At 67.2% G+C, this 17163-nt stretch carries 13 protein-coding genes and 1 tRNA gene; 2 read left to right on the forward strand and 12 right to left on the reverse strand.

Annotated features, from left to right (window positions below):
• Window positions 1-41: 41 nt before the first annotated feature.
• The 10 genes from ACZ561_RS17050 to ACZ561_RS17095 form a co-directional block, all read right to left on the reverse strand.
• The gene (locus ACZ561_RS17050) at window positions 42-3941 is read right to left on the reverse strand and encodes a DNA-directed RNA polymerase subunit beta' (RefSeq protein WP_376433632.1); all 3900 of its coding nucleotides are present in this window, start codon (window positions 3939-3941) and stop codon (window positions 42-44) included.
• Between the two features lie 100 nt (window positions 3942-4041).
• Window positions 4042-7524, reverse strand: coding sequence for a DNA-directed RNA polymerase subunit beta (gene rpoB, locus ACZ561_RS17055; protein WP_470995284.1), 3483 nt, complete (start codon window positions 7522-7524; stop codon window positions 4042-4044).
• 542 nt (window positions 7525-8066) lie between these two features.
• Entirely contained in the window at window positions 8067-8447 is a 381-nt protein-coding gene (rplL, locus tag ACZ561_RS17060) for a 50S ribosomal protein L7/L12 (protein ID WP_361667501.1), read from the reverse strand.
• A gap of 111 nt (window positions 8448-8558) precedes the next feature.
• Entirely contained in the window at window positions 8559-9089 is a 531-nt protein-coding gene (gene rplJ, locus ACZ561_RS17065) for a 50S ribosomal protein L10 (RefSeq protein WP_362362192.1), read from the reverse strand.
• Window positions 9090-9356: 267 nt separating this feature from the next.
• Window positions 9357-10268 carry an SCO4651 family lipoprotein gene (locus ACZ561_RS17070; RefSeq protein ID WP_470995287.1) on the reverse strand — a complete coding sequence of 304 codons (912 nt, stop codon included), beginning with the start codon at window positions 10266-10268 and terminating at the stop codon, window positions 9357-9359.
• 149 nt (window positions 10269-10417) lie between these two features.
• Window positions 10418-11146 (reverse strand): 50S ribosomal protein L1, encoded by a 729-nt coding sequence (rplA, locus tag ACZ561_RS17075; RefSeq protein WP_361445285.1) that lies wholly within the window; start codon window positions 11144-11146, stop codon window positions 10418-10420.
• 81 nt (window positions 11147-11227) lie between these two features.
• Entirely contained in the window at window positions 11228-11662 is a 435-nt protein-coding gene (gene rplK / locus ACZ561_RS17080) for a 50S ribosomal protein L11 (RefSeq protein ID WP_030318720.1), read from the reverse strand.
• 159 nt (window positions 11663-11821) lie between these two features.
• Window positions 11822-12736 (reverse strand): transcription termination/antitermination protein NusG, encoded by a 915-nt coding sequence (gene nusG / locus ACZ561_RS17085; RefSeq protein WP_470995290.1) that lies wholly within the window; start codon window positions 12734-12736, stop codon window positions 11822-11824.
• A 43-nt stretch (window positions 12737-12779) separates the two neighbouring features.
• On the reverse strand, window positions 12780-13067 hold the full coding sequence (gene secE, locus ACZ561_RS17090) for a preprotein translocase subunit SecE (protein ID WP_137993978.1): 288 nt from the start codon (window positions 13065-13067) through the stop codon (window positions 12780-12782).
• Window positions 13068-13170: 103 nt separating this feature from the next.
• Window positions 13171-13243: transfer RNA gene (locus ACZ561_RS17095), tRNA-Trp, on the reverse strand.
• Window positions 13244-13446: 203 nt separating this feature from the next.
• On the opposite strand from ACZ561_RS17095, the gene ACZ561_RS17100 reads away from it, so the two are divergent.
• Window positions 13447-14673 (forward strand): pyridoxal phosphate-dependent aminotransferase, encoded by a 1227-nt coding sequence (locus ACZ561_RS17100; protein ID WP_470995294.1) that lies wholly within the window; start codon window positions 13447-13449, stop codon window positions 14671-14673.
• Window positions 14674-14798: 125 nt separating this feature from the next.
• Window positions 14799-15842 carry an adenosine deaminase gene (locus ACZ561_RS17105; RefSeq protein ID WP_470995296.1) on the forward strand — a complete coding sequence of 348 codons (1044 nt, stop codon included), beginning with the start codon at window positions 14799-14801 and terminating at the stop codon, window positions 15840-15842.
• Here the strand turns inward: ACZ561_RS17105 and ACZ561_RS17110 are convergent.
• Both ACZ561_RS17110 and ACZ561_RS17115 read right to left on the reverse strand, forming a co-directional pair.
• Entirely contained in the window at window positions 15787-16515 is a 729-nt protein-coding gene (locus ACZ561_RS17110; RefSeq protein ID WP_470995299.1) for a hypothetical protein, read from the reverse strand. The genes ACZ561_RS17105 and ACZ561_RS17110 overlap by 56 nt on opposite strands.
• Before the next feature lie 38 nt (window positions 16516-16553).
• Window positions 16554-17159 carry a TetR/AcrR family transcriptional regulator gene (locus tag ACZ561_RS17115; protein ID WP_376433614.1) on the reverse strand — a complete coding sequence of 202 codons (606 nt, stop codon included), beginning with the start codon at window positions 17157-17159 and terminating at the stop codon, window positions 16554-16556.
• Window positions 17160-17163 lie beyond the last annotated feature (4 nt).

Below are 17163 nucleotides of genomic sequence, written 5' to 3' on the forward strand. Positions count from 1 at the left end.
GGCACCCCGGTGTCGGGGTGCCGCCCTTCGGTTCGCACTACTTACTGGTTGTACGGACCGTAGTCGTAGTCCTCCAGCGGAACGGCCTGGCCGGAGCCGGTGCCGAACGGCGAGTAGTCGATGTCGTCGTAGCCGACGGCCGAGTACATCGCGGCCTTGGCCTCCTCGGTCGGCTCCACCCGGATGTTGCGGTAGCGGGACAGACCCGTACCGGCCGGGATGAGCTTACCGATGATGACGTTCTCCTTGAGGCCGATGAGGCTGTCGGACTTGGCGTTGATCGCCGCATCCGTCAGGACTCGGGTCGTCTCCTGGAAGGAGGCGGCCGACAGCCAGGACTCCGTCGCCAGCGAGGCCTTGGTGATACCCATCAGCTGCGGACGGCCGGAGGCGGGGTGACCGCCCTCGGTGACCACACGACGGTTCTCGGTCTCGAACTTCGAGCGCTCGACGAGCTCGCCCGGCAGCAGCTCCGCGTCGCCGGACTCGATGATCGTCACACGGCGCAGCATCTGCCGGATGATGATCTCGATGTGCTTGTCGTGGATCGACACACCCTGCGAGTTGTAGACCTTCTGGACTTCGCCGACCAGGTGGACCTGGACCGCGCGCTGACCGAGGATCCGCAGCACGTCGTGCGGGTTGGTGGCACCCACGGTGAGCTTCTGGCCCACCTCGACGTGGTCGCCCTCGCCCACCAGCAGACGGGCACGCTTCGAGATCGGGAACGCCGTCTCGTCGCTGCCGTCGTCCGGGGTGACGACGATCTTCTTGGTCTTCTCGGTCTCCTCGATACGGACGCGGCCGGCCGCCTCCGAGATCGGGGCGACACCCTTGGGCTGACGGGCCTCGAAGAGCTCGACAACACGGGGCAGACCCTGGGTGATGTCGTCACCGGCCACACCACCGGTGTGGAAGGTACGCATCGTCAGCTGGGTACCGGGCTCACCGATGGACTGGGCGGCGATGATGCCGACCGCCTCACCGATGTCGACCAGCTTGCCGGTGGCCAGCGAACGGCCGTAGCAGAAGGCACAGGTACCGACGGCGGACTCACAGGTCAGGACCGAGCGGGTCTTGACCTCCTCCACGCCGGCGCCCACGAGAGCGTCGATGAGCACGTCACCCAGGTCGACGTTGGCCGGCGCGATGACCTTGCCGTCCACGACGACGTCCTCGGCGAGCATCCGCGCGTACACGGAGGTCTCGACGTCGTCCGTCTTCCGCAGGATGCCGTCGGCACCCTTCTCGGCGATCCGCAGCTTCAGACCGCGCTCGGTGCCACAGTCCTCCTCGCGGATGATCACGTCCTGCGAGACGTCCACCAGACGACGGGTCAGGTAACCCGAGTCGGCGGTACGCAGGGCGGTGTCGGCAAGACCCTTACGGGCACCGTGCGTCGAGATGAAGTACTCGAGGACGGAGAGACCCTCACGGAAGGACGCCTTGATAGGACGGGGAATCGTCTCGTTCTTGGCGTTCGACACCAGACCACGCATACCGGCGATCTGACGCATCTGCATCATGTTTCCTCGGGCACCCGAGTCAACCATCATGAAGATGGGGTTCGTCTTGGGGAAGTTCTCATTCATCGCCTCGGCAACCTCGTTGGTCGCCTTGGTCCAGATGTTGATGAGCTCCTGAGTGCGCTCTTCCTTGGTGATGAGACCGCGCTCGTACTGCTTCTGGACCTTCTCGTCCTGCTCTTCCCAGCCCTTGACGATCGCCTTCTTGGCCTCCGGGACGACAACGTCCGAGATGGCCACGGTGACGCCGGAACGGGTCGCCCAGTAGAAGCCCGCCGCCTTCAGGTTGTCGAGCGTCGCCGCCACGATGACCTTGGGGTAGCGCTCGGCGAGGTCGTTGACGATCTCGGAGAGCTGCTTCTTGCCGACCGAGTAGTCGACGAACGGGTAGTCCTCGGGCAGCAGCTCGTTGAAGAGCGCACGGCCCAGCGACGTACGCAGGCGGAACGAGTCACCCTGCTGCCACTCCGGCTCGCCCTCCTCGGCGACCGGGGGAACCCAGCCGCGCGGCGGAACGGTGCCGATCGGGAAGCGGATGTCGATCTGCGACTGCAGCGCGAGCTCGCCGGCGTCGAACGCCATGATCGCCTCGGCCGTGGAGCCGAACGCGCGGCCCTCGCCCTTGGTGTCACGGAGCTCACCGTCGGTGGTCAGGAAGAACAGACCGAGGACCATGTCCTGGGTCGGCATCGTGACCGGACGGCCGTCGGCCGGCTTGAGGATGTTGTTCGAGGACAGCATCAGGATGCGGGCCTCGGCCTGCGCCTCCGCGGAGAGCGGCAGGTGGACGGCCATCTGGTCACCGTCGAAGTCCGCGTTGAACGCGGTGCAGACGAGCGGGTGGATCTGGATGGCCTTGCCCTCGACCAGCTGGGGCTCGAAGGCCTGGATGCCGAGGCGGTGCAGCGTGGGCGCACGGTTCAGCAGAACCGGGTGCTCGGCGATGACCTCTTCGAGGACGTCGTACACGACCGTGCGGCCGCGCTCGACCATCCGCTTGGCGCTCTTGATGTTCTGCGCGTGGTTCAGGTCGACCAGGCGCTTCATCACGAACGGCTTGAAGAGCTCCAGCGCCATGGCCTTGGGCAGACCGCACTGGTGCAGCTTCAGCTGCGGACCGACGACGATGACGGAACGCGCGGAGTAGTCCACACGCTTACCGAGCAGGTTCTGACGGAATCGACCCTGCTTACCCTTCAGCATGTCGCTGAGGGACTTCAGCGGACGGTTGCCGGGGCCCGTGACCGGGCGACCACGACGGCCGTTGTCGAAGAGGGCGTCGACCGCCTCCTGGAGCATCCGCTTCTCGTTGTTCACGATGATCTCGGGGGCACCGAGGTCGAGCAGACGCTTCAGACGGTTGTTGCGGTTGATCACACGGCGGTACAGGTCGTTCAGGTCGGAGGTCGCGAAGCGGCCACCGTCCAGCTGCACCATCGGACGCAGGTCCGGCGGGATGACCGGCACGCAGTCGAGAACCATGCCCTTGGGGCTGTTCGCGGTCTGCAGGAACGCGGAGACGACCTTGAGGCGCTTGAGCGCACGGGTCTTCTTCTGGCCCTTGCCGGTACGGATGATCTCGCGGAGGCGCTCGGCCTCCTCCTCGAGGTCGAAGGACTCCAGACGCTTCTGCAGCGCCGCGGCACCCATCGAACCGTCGAAGTACGTGCCGAAACGGTCACGCAGCTCGCGGTAGAGGAGCTCGTCGCCCTCCAGGTCCTGGACCTTGAGGTTCTTGAAGCGGCTCCAGACCTCGTCGAGACGGTCGATCTCGCGCTGCGCACGGTCGCGCAGCTGCTTCATCTCACGCTCGGCGCCCTCGCGCACCTTGCGGCGCACGTCGGCCTTGGCACCCTCGGCCTCGAGCTCGGCCAGGTCGGTCTCGAGCTTCTTGGCGCGGGCCTCCAGGTCGGAGTCGCGACGGTTCTCGATCTGCTGACGCTCGACGGAGACATGCGCCTCCAGCGAGGGCAGGTCACGCGTACGACGCTCGTCGTCCACGAACGTGATCATGTACGCGGCGAAGTAGATGACCTTCTCGAGGTCCTTCGGCGCGAGGTCCAGCAGGTATCCGAGGCGCGACGGGACGCCCTTGAAGTACCAGATGTGGGTGACGGGGGCGGCGAGCTCGATGTGGCCCATCCGCTCACGGCGCACCTTGGCGCGGGTGACCTCGACGCCACACCGCTCACAGATGATGCCCTTGAAGCGGACACGCTTGTACTTGCCGCAGTAGCACTCCCAGTCCCGGGTCGGACCGAAGATCTTCTCGCAGAAGAGTCCGTCCTTCTCGGGCTTGAGCGTGCGGTAGTTGATGGTCTCAGGCTTCTTGACCTCGCCGTGGCTCCACTGACGGATGTCGTCAGCGGTGGCCAGACCGATCCGGAGCTCATCGAAGAAGTTGACGTCGAGCACTATGCGTCAATCCCTCTCAGGGTTGTAAGTCTTGGGGTCTGAAACGGGGGTCCTGGGGCCGGCCGGGGGCTCATTGCTGAGCCCCCGTACCGGACTCCCGTCAGACCTCTTCGACGCTGCTCGGCTCGCGCCGGGACAGGTCGATACCGAGCTCCTCCGCTGCGCGGAAGACGTCCTCGTCGGTGTCGCGCATCTCGATGGACATGCCGTCCGAGGACAGCACCTCCACGTTGAGGCACAGGGACTGCATCTCCTTGATGAGCACCTTGAAGGACTCGGGGATGCCGGGCTCAGGGATGTTCTCGCCCTTGACGATGGCCTCGTAGACCTTCACGCGGCCGGTCACGTCGTCGGACTTGATCGTCAGCAGCTCCTGGAGGGCGTACGCGGCGCCGTATGCCTCCAGCGCCCACACCTCCATCTCACCGAAGCGCTGGCCACCGAACTGGGCCTTACCACCCAGCGGCTGCTGGGTGATCATCGAGTACGGACCGGTCGACCGGGCGTGCAGCTTGTCGTCGACCAGGTGGTGGAGCTTGAGGATGTACATGTACCCGACCGAGATCGGGTCCGGGAACGGCTCACCGGAGCGGCCGTCGAACAGACGCGCCTTGCCGGAGGGGAGCACCATGCGCTCGCCGTCGCGGTTCGGGATCGTGTGCTGCAGCAGACCCGCGAGCTCGTCCTCACGCGCACCGTCGAAGACCGGGGTGGCGACGTTGGTGCCCGGGGCGACCTGGTCGGCACCGATGGCCTGCAGGCGCTGCGCCCAGTCGTCCGCGAGGCCCGAGACGTCCCAGCCGCGGCTGGCGAGCCAGCCGAGGTGGATCTCCAGGACCTGTCCCGGGTTCATTCGGGACGGGACACCCAGCGGGTTGAGGATGATGTCGACCGGAGTTCCGTCCTCGAGGAACGGCATGTCCTCGATCGGAAGGATCTTCGAGATGACACCCTTGTTGCCGTGACGGCCGGCGAGCTTGTCACCATCGGTGATCTTGCGCTTCTGGGCGACGTAGACGCGGACCAGCTGGTTCACGCCCGGGGGAAGCTCGTCGCCCTCCTCGCGGTCGAAGACGCGGACGCCGATGACCTTGCCGGTCTCGCCGTGCGGCACCTTCAGCGAGGTGTCACGGACCTCACGCGCCTTCTCACCGAAGATCGCGCGGAGCAGACGCTCCTCCGGGGTCAGCTCGGTCTCACCCTTGGGCGTGACCTTGCCGACGAGGATGTCGCCGGCGACGACCTCGGCACCGATACGGATGATGCCGCGCTCGTCGAGGTCGGCGAGGACCTCCTCGGAGACGTTCGGGATGTCCCGGGTGATCTCCTCCGGGCCGAGCTTGGTGTCACGGGCGTCGACCTCGTGCTCCTCGATGTGGATCGAGGAGAGGACGTCGTCCTGCACGAGGCGCTGCGACAGGATGATCGCGTCCTCGTAGTTGTGACCCTCCCACGGCATGAACGCCACGAGCAGGTTCTTGCCGAGCGCCATCTCACCGTTCTCGGTGGCCGGACCGTCGGCGAGGACCTGGCCCTCGATGACCCGGTCGCCCTCGGAGACGACGACCTTCTGGTTGACCGAGGTGCCCTGGTTCGAGCGGGAGAACTTGGCCATCCGGTACGTGGTGTACGTGCCGTCGTCGTTGGCGACGGTGATGTAGTCGGCCGAGACCTCCTGGACGACACCATCCTTGTCGGCCTTCGGCACGTCACCGGCGTCGGTGGCACAGCGGTACTCCATGCCGGTACCGACGAGCGGGGCCTCGGACTTAATCAGCGGCACCGCCTGACGCATCATGTTCGCGCCCATGAGGGCACGGTTGGCGTCGTCGTGCTCGAGGAAGGGGATCATGGCCGTCGCGACCGACACCATCTGGCGCGGCGAGACGTCCATGTAGTCGACCTCGGTCGGCGGGACGTAGTCGACCTCGCCACCACGGCGGCGGACCAGAACGCGCGGCTCGGTGAAGCGGAGCTCGTCGTTCAGGGTCGCGTTCGCCTGGGCGATGACGTAGCGGTCCTCTTCGTCGGCCGTGATGTAGTCGACCTCGTCGGTGACCTGGCCGTCGACGACCTTGCGGTACGGCGTCTCGATGAAGCCGAACGCGTTGACGCGGCCGTACGAGGCGAGCGAACCGATCAGACCGATGTTCGGGCCTTCGGGGGTCTCGATCGGGCACATGCGTCCGTAGTGGGACGGGTGCACGTCTCGGACCTCGAAGCCGGCCCGCTCACGGGACAGACCACCGGGACCCAGCGCCGAGAGACGACGCTTGTGCGTCAGACCCGACAGCGGGTTGTTCTGGTCCATGAACTGCGACAGCTGGCTGGTGCCGAAGAACTCCTTGATGGAGGCGACGACCGGCCGGATGTTGATCAGGGTCTGCGGCGTGATCGCCTCGACGTCCTGGGTGGTCATGCGCTCACGCACGACGCGCTCCATACGAGCCAGACCCGTACGGACCTGGTTCTGGATGAGCTCGCCGACGTTGCGCAGACGACGGTTGCCGAAGTGGTCGATGTCGTCGGTCTCGACGACGATCTCCCGGCCCGACTCGCCGATCGTCTCGGTCTCGCCCGCGTGGAGCTTCACGAGGTACTTGATCGTGGCGATGACGTCGTCGGTGGTCAGGACACCGGCGTCCAGCGGCTCGTCCGCGCCGAGCTTCTTGTTCACCTTGTAGCGGCCGACCTTCGCGAGGTCGTAGCGCTTCGGGTTGAAGTAGAGGTTCTCGAGCAGCGTCTGAGCGGCCTCGCGGGTCGGCGGCTCGCCCGGACGCAGCTTGCGGTAGATGTCGAGCAGCGCGTCGTCCTGGCCCTGGGTGTGGTCCTTCTCCAGGGTGGCGCGCATGGACTCGTACTCGCCGAACTCCTGCAGGATCTGCTCGGTGGTCCAGCCGAGCGCCTTCAGGAGGACGGTGACGGACTGCTTGCGCTTGCGGTCGATGCGGACACCGACCATGTCGCGCTTGTCGATCTCCATCTCCAGCCAGGCACCCCGGGACGGGATGATCTTGGCCGAGAAGATGTCCTTGTCGGACGTCTTGTCGATCGAGGAGTCGAAGTAGACGCCCGGCGAACGGACCAGCTGCGAGACAACGACACGCTCGGTGCCGTTGATGACGAAGGTGCCCTTGTTCGTCATGAGCGGGAAGTCGCCCATGAAGACCGTCTGAGACTTGATCTCGCCGGTCTCGTTGTTGGTGAACTCGGCGGTGACGAAGAGCGGGGCGCCGTACGTGAAGTCACGGTCCTTGCACTCGTCGATCGAGTTCTTCGGGGGCTCGAAGCGGTGGTCGCGGAAGGTCAGCGACATCGACCCGGAGAAGTCCTCGATCGGAGAGATCTCCTCGAAGATCTCTTCCAGACCCGACTTCCTGGGGACGTCCTGTCCCGACTCGAGAGCTGCCTCGACGCGAGCCTTCCAGGCGGCATTGCCGAGCAGCCAGTCAAAGCTCTCGGTCTGCAGCGCGAGGAGGTTCGGAACCTCGAGGGGCTCCTTGATCTTTGCAAAGGAGATGCGCAGCGGGGCGGTGCTGGCGCCGTTGTTCGTATTGGTCGAGGCGTTGCGCGAGGCGGCCAAGAGGGGGTCCTTCCGAGGGCTCGGACTCACTACGCGCGTACCGGTCCCCAGCGACGCACAGGGACAGACGATTCCTGATGTGGCCATAGGCCCAGGTCAGGTCAGGTCTGCCGACAATGCTGTCGCGAGGGTATGCCCCTGGTGACGGGCAGGGGGCAGCTAACAGGCAGCGCAAAGGGTCAGTGTAGCCACTTGGCCCACTGATGTCCAGGGCGTGTTTTTCTCGACCCTCGTTGTTCTCAACTCCGCGGTACCTCGCGCCGTGTGGCGCACCTCGATACTGCCCGTTCCGCCGTCGATCCATGCCTCGGATACGGATCGTTGTGACGACGCGTCCTGAGAATTGCGCGCTGCGTGCGGTTCGTCAAGGCCCCCCGGTCAGCGGGGGCGCACGGCGAAGATCACCATACTCCGCTCCCTGCGGCTCGCACGACCCCCGCCACGCCCTTCCCGGGTACGCCGAAGGGCGACCACCCGGATGGGTGATCGCCCTTCGAAGGCGCCTGTGAGGCGCCTGAGTGAGTCAGGAGACTCGCAGGGTCTTACTTGACCGTGACGGAGGCGCCGGCAGCCTTGAGGGACTCGGCAGCCTTCTCCGCGGCCTCCTTGGCGACCTTCTCGAGGACCGGCTTCGGGGTGCCGTCGACGAGGTCCTTGGCCTCCTTCAGGCCCAGGGAGGTGAGCTCACGCACGACCTTGATGACCTGGATCTTCTTGTCGCCGGCACCCTCGAGGATGACGTCGAACTCGTCCTGCTCGGCCTCGGCCTCGGCCGGGGCAGCGACACCGGCGGGGGCGGCGGCGACGGCCGCGGCGGCGGTGACGTCGAACTTCTCCTCGAAGGCCTTCACGAACTCGGAGAGCTCGATGAGGGTCATCTCTTCGAACTGCGCGAGCAGGTCGTCCTGGGACAGCTTCGCCATGATGGCGTCCTTCCACTAATTCGGCAGGTGCCGGATGTACATGTAGGCGGGCGTACGTTCGGCCCGCTGCGACCGTCGCCCTAGTGGGCGGCGATCATTGCGCGAGCCGAGTTACTCGGCACCGCCCTGCTCGGCGAGCTTGACGCGAAGCGCCTCCGCGGTGCGGACGAACTTCGACGGCAGCGCCTGGAGGAGCGAGGCAGTCTGGGACTGCTTGCCCTTGAACGCGCCGGCCAGCTTGCTGAGCAGAACCTCGCGGGACTCGAGGTCCGCAAGCTTCTTGAACTCGTCGGCGGTCAGCGCCTTGCCATCAAGGACACCGCCCTTGATGACGAGGTTCGGGTTGTCCTTGGCGAAGTCACGCAGAGCCTTCGCCGACTCCACCGGGTCACCGGTGACGAAGGCGGCCGCGGTCGAACCAGCGAGCTGGTCGTCGAGCGACGCGATCCCGGCCTGGTTGGCCGCAATCTTGGTCAGCGTGTTCTTCACCACGGCGTACTGGGCGTTCTCACCGAGCGAACGACGCAGCGTCTTGAGCTGCGCCACGGTGAGCCCCGTGTACGAGGTCAGCACGACGGCGTTCGAGCTGCGGAACTTGTCCTCCAGCTCGGCTACCGCGGCAGCCTTGTCGGGCCTTGCCATAGAGCGTCGGCCTCCTTCCGGGTGATGAGGACCGCTCAGAAGGGGCTGAACAAAGAGAAACGCCCCGGCGCAGGCGCACGGGGCTCAGCTCGACCGAATCGAAAGATCCGGGAACTCATCCACGATCACCTGCGCGGGTCGTTCGCATCTCAGCGAATCCTTCGGCCGCCGCACCCTCTTGCGAGAGCCCGGCAACGACCAGCGGTCTTTGGCTTCTGTGGAAGAGTACGCGACGGCTGCGGCGGGGAGCAAATCCGCCCGTACGGCTCAGCTCCCGCCGAGCCCCTTCAGCATCTCCGACAGGTCGTACGTGTCCTTGGCGGGCGGGGCCTTGACGGCGGCCTTCGGGCCGTAGTCGGTGTAGTCGCCCTTCATGTGCACGGTCCCCACGGCCGTGGTCATGGAGACGACCATGCGGACCGGGTAGCCGGCCTCGTCGACCCAGACGTCGGTGTCGTAGCCCTTCATGCCGATCTTCTCGACGTTGGCGATGAGCTTCTCGCGCTCCTCCTTGGAGAGCGTCGCGGACTTCGCCTTGTTGGCGTCCATCATCTGCTCGAAGCTGAGCGTGCCCTTGTAGTGCTGGGCCTGGACGCCGTTGATCTTCTCGGCGCCGATGTGCTTGAGGTTCGGGGACTCGAGCAGCAGGGCGAGCTGCTGGGCCGGGTCCTGGTTCAGGCCGCTCTGCAGGCCGCCCAGCCCGTCCTGGCCCTTCTGGCCCTTGAGGTCCACCTTCATCCAGCGCTTGCCGTCCATCTCGGCGGCACGCTCGGCGCCCACGTCCATGTACATGGCGTCGTCGAGCATGATCATGCGCGACTGCTCGGGGGCGTCCGGGTCGCCGGCCGTCATCAGCGAGCCCTTCATGGTGATGTCCATGGCGCCGGGGTTCCAGCCCTGGACACCGGTCATCTCCATGGTGCCGCCGCCGTCCATGACGGCCGGCATCGTGATGGTCAGGCGGATCTTCGCGGACTTGGCGTCCGAGGTCTTGTTGTAGGCGGCCTGGATGACCTTCGTGACGGCCTCGTGGCTCTGGAGCTGCGGCTCCGCCGTCGCCTTCGCCTTCGCCGGGGCGGACGCGGCCTTCTTGCCCCCGTCGCCGTCCTGACAGCCCGCGACACCGGCGATGACGGCCACCGCCGTCAGCGAGACGCCCGCGCGCTTCCATGCGGTCATGCCCATGAGTCCCCACCCCTGTGATCTTCTGGTCGTCGTACGACTGAACGGTAACCCAGGCCTCTGACGGCGTCGCACGAAAAACCGGCCCCCTGCCCCTCCGAGGAGGGGCAGGGGGCCGGTTGACCACTTCAGCGAGCCTGATGGGCTCAGACCGCGGCCGGGTCCTCCTCGACGAGGAGGTTGCGGGTGCGGTTGGAGTCCAGCGGGATGCCGGGGCCCATCGTCGTCGTCAGGGTCGCCTTCTTGATGTAGCGGCCCTTGGCGGCGGACGGCTTCAGACGGAGGATCTCCTCCAGAGCCGCGGCGTAGTTCTCGACCAGCTTCGTCTCGTCGAAGGAGACCTTGCCGATGATGAAGTGCAGGTTCGAGTGCTTGTCGACGCGGAACTCGATCTTGCCGCCCTTGATGTCGTTGACAGCCTTCGCGACATCGGGGGTGACGGTGCCGGTCTTCGGGTTCGGCATGAGACCACGCGGGCCGAGGACGCGGCCGAGGCGGCCGACCTTGCCCATGAGGTCCGGGGTGGCCACAACGGCGTCGAACTCGTTCAGGCGCTGGCCCTTGGAGATCTCGTCGATGAGCTCGTCGGAGCCGACGATGTCGGCGCCCGCGGCGATCGCGGCCTCGGCACGGTCACCGGTCGCGAAGACCAGGACCCGGGCGGTCTTACCGGTGCCGTGCGGGAGGTTCACGGTGCCACGGACCATCTGGTCGGCCTTGCGCGGGTCGACGCCCAGGCGGAAGGCGACCTCGACGGTGCCGTCGAACTTGGTGGCGGCGGTGTCCTTGGCCAGACGGACGGCCTCGAGGGGGGCGTAGTTGCGCTCCCGGTCGATCTTGGCGTCCGCGGCGCGGAGTGCCTTGCTGCGCTTCACTGCTTCTCCTGTTGGTTCAGGTGTGTGGAGTCGTGGTGCGGGCCGGCGCTGGCCCTACCACTGAGGTCACAAGGGGGCTGATCAGCCCTCGACCGTGATGCCCATGGAACGGGCGGTGCCGGCGATGATCTTCGACGCGGCGTCGAGGTCGTTGGCGTTCAGGTCGGGGAGCTTGACCGTGGCGATCTCGCGGACCTGGGCGGCCGTGAGCTTGGCAACCTTGGTCTTGTGCGGCTCGCCGGAGCCCTTGTCCACACCCGCGGCCTTGAGGATCAGCTTGGCGGCCGGCGGAGTCTTGGTGATGAAGGTGAAGGAACGGTCCTCGTAGACCGTGATCTCCACCGGCACGACCATGCCACGCTGCGACTCGGTCGCGGCGTTGTAGGCCTTGCAGAACTCCATGATGTTGACGCCGTGCTGGCCCAGCGCGGGACCGACCGGCGGGGCCGGGTTGGCCGCACCAGCGTTGATCTGGAGCTTGATAAGCCCCGTGACCTTCTTCTTCTTGGGAGGCATTGCTCTCTCCGGGTCCTAGTGAGAGTGTTCAGCCCGCCATCCGGTCATCCGGATGGAGGCATACCGCACCACGATAACGGGTATAGACGTGCGGCTAAAAACCGAGCAGGTCAGAGCGGCTGCGAGAGCCACTCTGACCTGGTCGGAAACCTGTGAGGGTCAGTTCTTCTGGATCTGGTCGAAGCTGAGCTCGACCGGGGTCTCGCGACCGAAGATCTCGACGAGGCCCTTGACCTTCTTCGAGTCGGCGTTGATCTCGTTGATCGTGGCCTGGAGGGTGGCGAAGGGGCCGTCGGTGACGGTGACCGAGTCGCCGACCTCGAAGTCCAGGACCTGGACCTCGACCTTGCGGGCCGGAGCCGGCTTGCCCTCGGCCTCGGCGGCCTCGCGGGCGGCCTTCTCCTCGGCCTCCGGGGCGAGCATCTTGACGATCTCGTCCAGGGTCAGCGGGTACGGGTCGTAGGCGTTGCCCACGAAGCCGGTGACGCCGGGGGTGTTACGGACGACGCCCCAGGACTCGTTCGTCAGATCCATGCGGACGAGAACGTAACCGGGCAGCTTGTTCTGCCGGACGTTCTTGCGCTCGCCGTTCTTGATCTGGACGATCTCTTCCTCGGGGACCTCGGCCTGGTAGATGAACTCCTCGACGTTCAGCGAGACGGCGCGCTGCTCGAGGTTGGCCTTCACGCGCTTCTCGTAGCCCGCGTAGGTGTGGATCACGTACCACTCGCCGGGCAGACCGCGAAGCTCGTCACGGAGGGCCTGGATCGGGTCGACCGGAGCGGCGGGCTCCTCGTCGGCCTCCTCGGCCTCCTCGGCCTCTTCGAGCTCGGCCTCGACGTCGGTGTCCTCGCCGGACTCGTCTTCGTCTTCGTCGGATTCGTCGGACTCGACGTCGGTGTCGTCCTCGACGTCCTCGTCGGACTCCTCGGAGTCGTCCACGATGGTGAGGGCGGCCTCTTCGGCAGCCTCGCCCGCAGCGGCGTCAGCAGCCTCAGCCTGGTCCTCGTCGGCCGCCTCGAGGATGTCGAGCTCGTCCTCGGAAACGGACTCGTTCAGGTTCGGGTCAGACACGGTGGCTGCTTCTTCCTGGATACAGATGGGGTGGAACAAGAAGTCAGCCGAAGACGTACTTGACTGCTTCCTGGAAGCCATAGTCAATCACGGTCACAAGGCCGATCATGATGACAACGAAGACAATCACTACCGTGGTGTACGTCGTCAGCTGGCTGCGAGTGGGCCAGACGACCTTGCGAAGTTCCGCGACGATCTGGCGGTAGAAGAGCGCGAGACGGCCCAGGGGGCCCTTCTTGCCGCGCTTGCCGCCCTTACGGGCCTTCTTCTTCGAGTCCGGCGCCTCGTCCTCGGCATCAGGCATGTCGATGGAGCCCACGGCGTCCGTCACGCTTCTCACCTGATCCCGGGTCATGGCAGTGCCGTGCCGGGTGGATCCGCACGGCGGTGCATTGAAGTACGTACATGCGCACACATCCTGGCGGTGTGTGTAGCAGGGCCGGAGGGACTTGAACCCCCAACCGCCGGTTTTGGAGACCGGTGCTCTACCAATTGAGCTACGACCCTTTGTGGCTCCCCCAACCTACCGCATCGTGAGATGTGGTCTGTGCGGGCCAACGAGCAGTGAGTGTACGTGTTCATGAGCGCCGCGTCGAACAGAAAGCACGTGGGAGCCCTCGCGGACGCTCGTACGACCAGGAATGACCGTTCCTGTCCGCTCCCTGAAACCTGTGTGCCGGGCGGGAAGGCGGTCTGGGAGCATGGGCCGCATGAGCGCTGCTACCCCTCCGACCGAGCGCCGGGTCTCCGCCCGCGTCGGTGCGATCTCCGAGTCCGCGACCCTCGCCGTCGACGCCAAGGCCAAGGCCCTCAAGGCCGCCGGGCGCCCGGTGATCGGTTTCGGCGCGGGTGAGCCCGACTTCCCGACCCCGGACTACATCGTCGACGCCGCCGTCGAGGCGTGCAAGAACCCGAAGTACCACCGCTACACGCCGGCCGGCGGTCTGCCCGAGCTGAAGGCCGCGATCGCCGCCAAGACGCTGCGCGACTCCGGCTACGAGGTCGACGCCTCCCAGGTCCTGGTGACCAACGGCGGCAAGCAGGCCATCTACGAGGCGTTCGCCGCGATCCTCGACCCGGGCGACGAGGTCATCGTCCCGGCCCCGTACTGGACGACGTACCCCGAGTCGATCCGGCTCGCGGGCGGTGTCCCGGTCGATGTCGTCGCCGACGAGACCACCGGCTACCGCGTCTCGGTGGAGCAGCTGGAGGCGGCGCGTACGGAGAAGACCAAGGTCGTCCTCTTCGTCTCCCCGTCGAACCCGACCGGCGCCGTCTACAGCGAGGCCGAGACCGAGGCGATCGGCCGCTGGGCCGTCGAGCACGGTCTGTGGGTCCTCACGGACGAGATCTACGAGCACCTGGTCTACGGCAGCGCCTCCGCGGTCTCCCTGCCGTCGGTCATGCCGGAGCTGCGCGACAAGTGCATCGTCGTCAACGGCGTCGCGAAGACGTACGCGATGACCGGCTGGCGCGTGGGCTGGATCATCGGCCCGAAGGACGTGGTGAAGGCCGCGACCAACCTGCAGTCGCACGCCACGTCCAACGTGAGCAACGTGGCGCAGGTGGCCGCGCTCGCCGCCGTCTCGGGCAACCTGGACGCCGTCGCGGAGATGGGCCGGGCCTTCGACCGCCGCCGCCAGACGATCGTGCGGATGCTCAACGAGATCGAGGGCGTGCTGTGCCCGACCCCGGAGGGCGCGTTCTACGTGTACCCGTCGGTGAAGGCGCTGCTCGGCAAGGAGATCCGCGGCAAGCGCCCGCAGAGCTCGGTCGAGCTCGCCGCCCTGATCCTGGACGAGGCCGAGGTCGCGGTCGTTCCCGGCGAGGCCTTCGGTACGCCGGGCTACCTGCGGCTCTCGTACGCGCTGGGTGACGAGGACCTGGTGGAGGGCGTGTCCCGGATCCAGAAGCTGCTGGCGGAAGCGCGCGACTGAGCACCTACTGCGGATGTCGGCGGGCCCCTGGTTCTCGGAACCGGGGGCCCGTTTTTACGTTCTAGCAAGGTCCCGATCGGGGAAAGGGGCTGTATTCGTCCATTCGGGTGCGGCAAGATCCTTCAATGGAGCACGTTTCCGAGCACCCCTTCCGCGACATCAGCCTGCTGCCCAAGGCGCATCTGCACCTGCACTTCACCGGGTCGATGCGGCCCACGACCCTCCTGGAACTGGCCGACAAGTACGGGGTCCATCTCCCGGAGGCGCTGAGCAGCGGCACACCGCCCAGGCTGCGGGCGACCGACGAGCGCGGCTGGTTCCGGTTCCAGCGCCTGTACGACATCGCCCGGTCCTGCCTGCGGGAGCCCGAGGACATCCAGCGCCTGGTCCGCGAGGCGGCCCAGGAGGACGTGCGGGACGGCTCGGGGTGGCTGGAGATCCAGGTCGACCCGACCTCGTACGCTCCCCTGCTCGGCGGTCTGATCCCGGCCATGGAGGTCATCCTGGACGCCGTGGACGCGGCCGTGCGCGAGACCGGGCTGGGGATGCGGGTCCTGGTGGCCGCGAACCGGATGAAGCACCCTCTGGAGGCCCGCACCCTGGCGCGGCTCGCGGTGCGGTACGCGGACCGGGGCGTGGTCGGGTTCGGCCTCTCCAACGACGAGCGCCGGGGCATGGCCCGGGACTTCGACCGCGCCTTCGCGATCGCGCGCGAGGGCGGTCTGCTGGCGGCCCCGCACGGCGGGGAGCTGACGGGTCCGTCGTCCGTACGGGACTGTCTGGACGATCTCCGGGCGGCGCGGGTGGGCCACGGGGTGCGGGCGGCGGAGGACCCGCGGGTGCTGCGCAAGCTCGCCGAGAAGGGGGTGACCTGCGAGGTCTGCCCGGCGTCCAATGTGGCCCTCGGGGTCTACGAGAAGCACGAGGACGTGCCGCTGCGCACGCTCTTCGAGGCGGGGGTCCCGATGGCGCTGGGCGCGGACGACCCGCTGCTCTTCGGGTCGCGTCTCGCCGCCCAGTACGAGATCGCGCGCCGCCACCACGCCTTCACGGACGCGGAACTGGCCGAACTGGCCCGCCAGTCGATCCGCGGCTCGGCGGCCCCGGACGATGTCAGCCGGAAGCTGCTGTCCGGCATCGACGACTGGCTGGCCGCCCCGGCGGCGTGAAGCGGTGCAGGGGCGGGTGAGCCTGGAAGCCGATGTCGAGCTCGGCGCGGTCCCACCGGCCGTCGGAGCTCGGCTCCAGGAGCGGGGTGAGCGAGCCGGTCAGGGCGTCGTGCCCCTGACCGGCGCGCTTGTGCAGCGGGCCGAAGCCGGCCGCTGCCTCGAAGGTGGTGGCGGCGGCGGAGAACACGTCGCGACCGCCGAAGAGGAAGAGCGTGTGGGCGTGGACGGCGGGGCGCAGCCATTCGCTCGCCCGCCAGTGGCGCCGTTCCCACTCCGTCTCCCAGGCGGCCGCGTGCGCGGCGGTGCGGGCCTCGTCCGTGCGGATGGTCAGTGGGGTGCCGCCCGTGCGGAGCCGGGCGCGCAGCTGTGGCCACGCGGAGGGGCGCAGGCCGGGTGTGCCATGGGCGAGGACGAGATCGACGGGCGTTCCCGGGGCGTAGGTCCTGGGGAGGCTCTCGCGCAGCGGCACGTGGACGATCGTGTGCCGGGAGAAGGCGGCGAAGGAGAAGAGCGCGGCGAGCCGGGAGAGCCCGTCGTGGTCGCCGAGAAGGTAGCCCCAGCGTTCGCCGAGCGGATCGTTGAGCGTGGTGTGCCGGAGCGGGTGCCAGGGCTGGACGATCCGGTACGCGTGCGGCCCCGTTCGGGGCCTGAATTCGCGGCACTTGAGACGCATGCGGTCAGCGTGTCCGGGGCTCGGGGGTGGCTGCAACGTCATTTCCGTACGGCGATCCCGGCCACCAGGGTGCGGGCGATCGACGTCGCGAACGTGTCGAGGTCCTGCGGCGGCTCCTTGCCGACCTTCGCGTCGTAGGCGAAGGCCCGCTGGGAGCACGCGCCGAGCAGCAAGGACGCCGCCGCGAAGGTGTCGGCGCCGGCGTCGACGCGGCCCGCCGCCTGTTCGGCGCGCAGGTAGGCGTCGAGGCTCTCCAAGGGGCGGTGCGGCCCGGCGTCGAGCCGCCGCATCGACGCGTCGTGGCGGGCCTTGAGCCGGGTCTCGGCGTAGAGGGAGGCGGCGATCGGGAAGCTCTCGGCGTAGAAGAGGGCCGCCTGGCGGGCGATCTCGGTGAGGTTCTCCTCGACCGTGCGTCCGCCCGGCTCGGCGGCCAGCGATTCGAGCAGCGGTGCCAGCTTGGGGAGTCGTTCGGTCAGGACGGCGACGAAGAGTTCCTCCTTGGCCGCGAAGTACTTGTAGAGCGCCGCCTCCGAGCAGCCGGCGCCCCGCGCGATCTCCTTGGTGGTCGTACGGGCGAGGCCCACGGTGGTCCACAGCTCGTGCGCCGCGTCGAGGATCCGTTCCCGGGTGGGCTTCTTCTCCATGGCT

The sequence above is a fragment of the Streptomyces sp. NPDC039609 genome, assembly GCF_055596705.1.